At 68.0% G+C, this 428-nt stretch carries 1 protein-coding gene; it reads right to left on the bottom strand.

Annotated elements, in window-relative coordinates; translation table 11 throughout:
• Positions 1–428 (bottom strand): L-serine ammonia-lyase, iron-sulfur-dependent, subunit beta (locus ACWTU8_RS32835; RefSeq protein ID WP_455851377.1); only part of this gene is annotated, 428 nt, incomplete at both ends.

Genomic DNA, 428 nt, shown 5'->3' with positions numbered 1-428 from the left:
CGACGGCCGCCGCCGTCAGCAGGAAGTCACGTATGCTCGGCTGGTCGGCCTCGGGATGGAAATGCAGCCAATAGCGCAGCACCGCCGGCAGCGTGCCGGCCGCCCCGTTGGTCGGCGCGGTGACGACGCGGCCGCCGGCAGCATTCTCCTCGTTGACCGCCATGGCGTAGATCGACAGCCAGTCATTGGCGAGCAAGGGATTCGGCCGGTTCTGCTGCCACTGTTCCTGCAGCTTGTCGTGCAATTGCCGGGCCCGGCGCCGCACCTTCAACCCGCCCGGCATGATGCCGTCCTGCGACAGGCCACGGTCGATGCAGCCCTTCATCGCGCCCCAGATGGCGTCGAGGCCGGCGTCGAGGTCCTCGCGCGACATCTGCGATTCCTCGTTGACGCGCTTCATCTCGGCGATGGATAGCCCGCTCTTGGCC

The organism is Mesorhizobium sp. BHbdii, from assembly GCF_053848045.1.
This window is presented reverse-complemented; position numbering and strand designations above follow the sequence as displayed.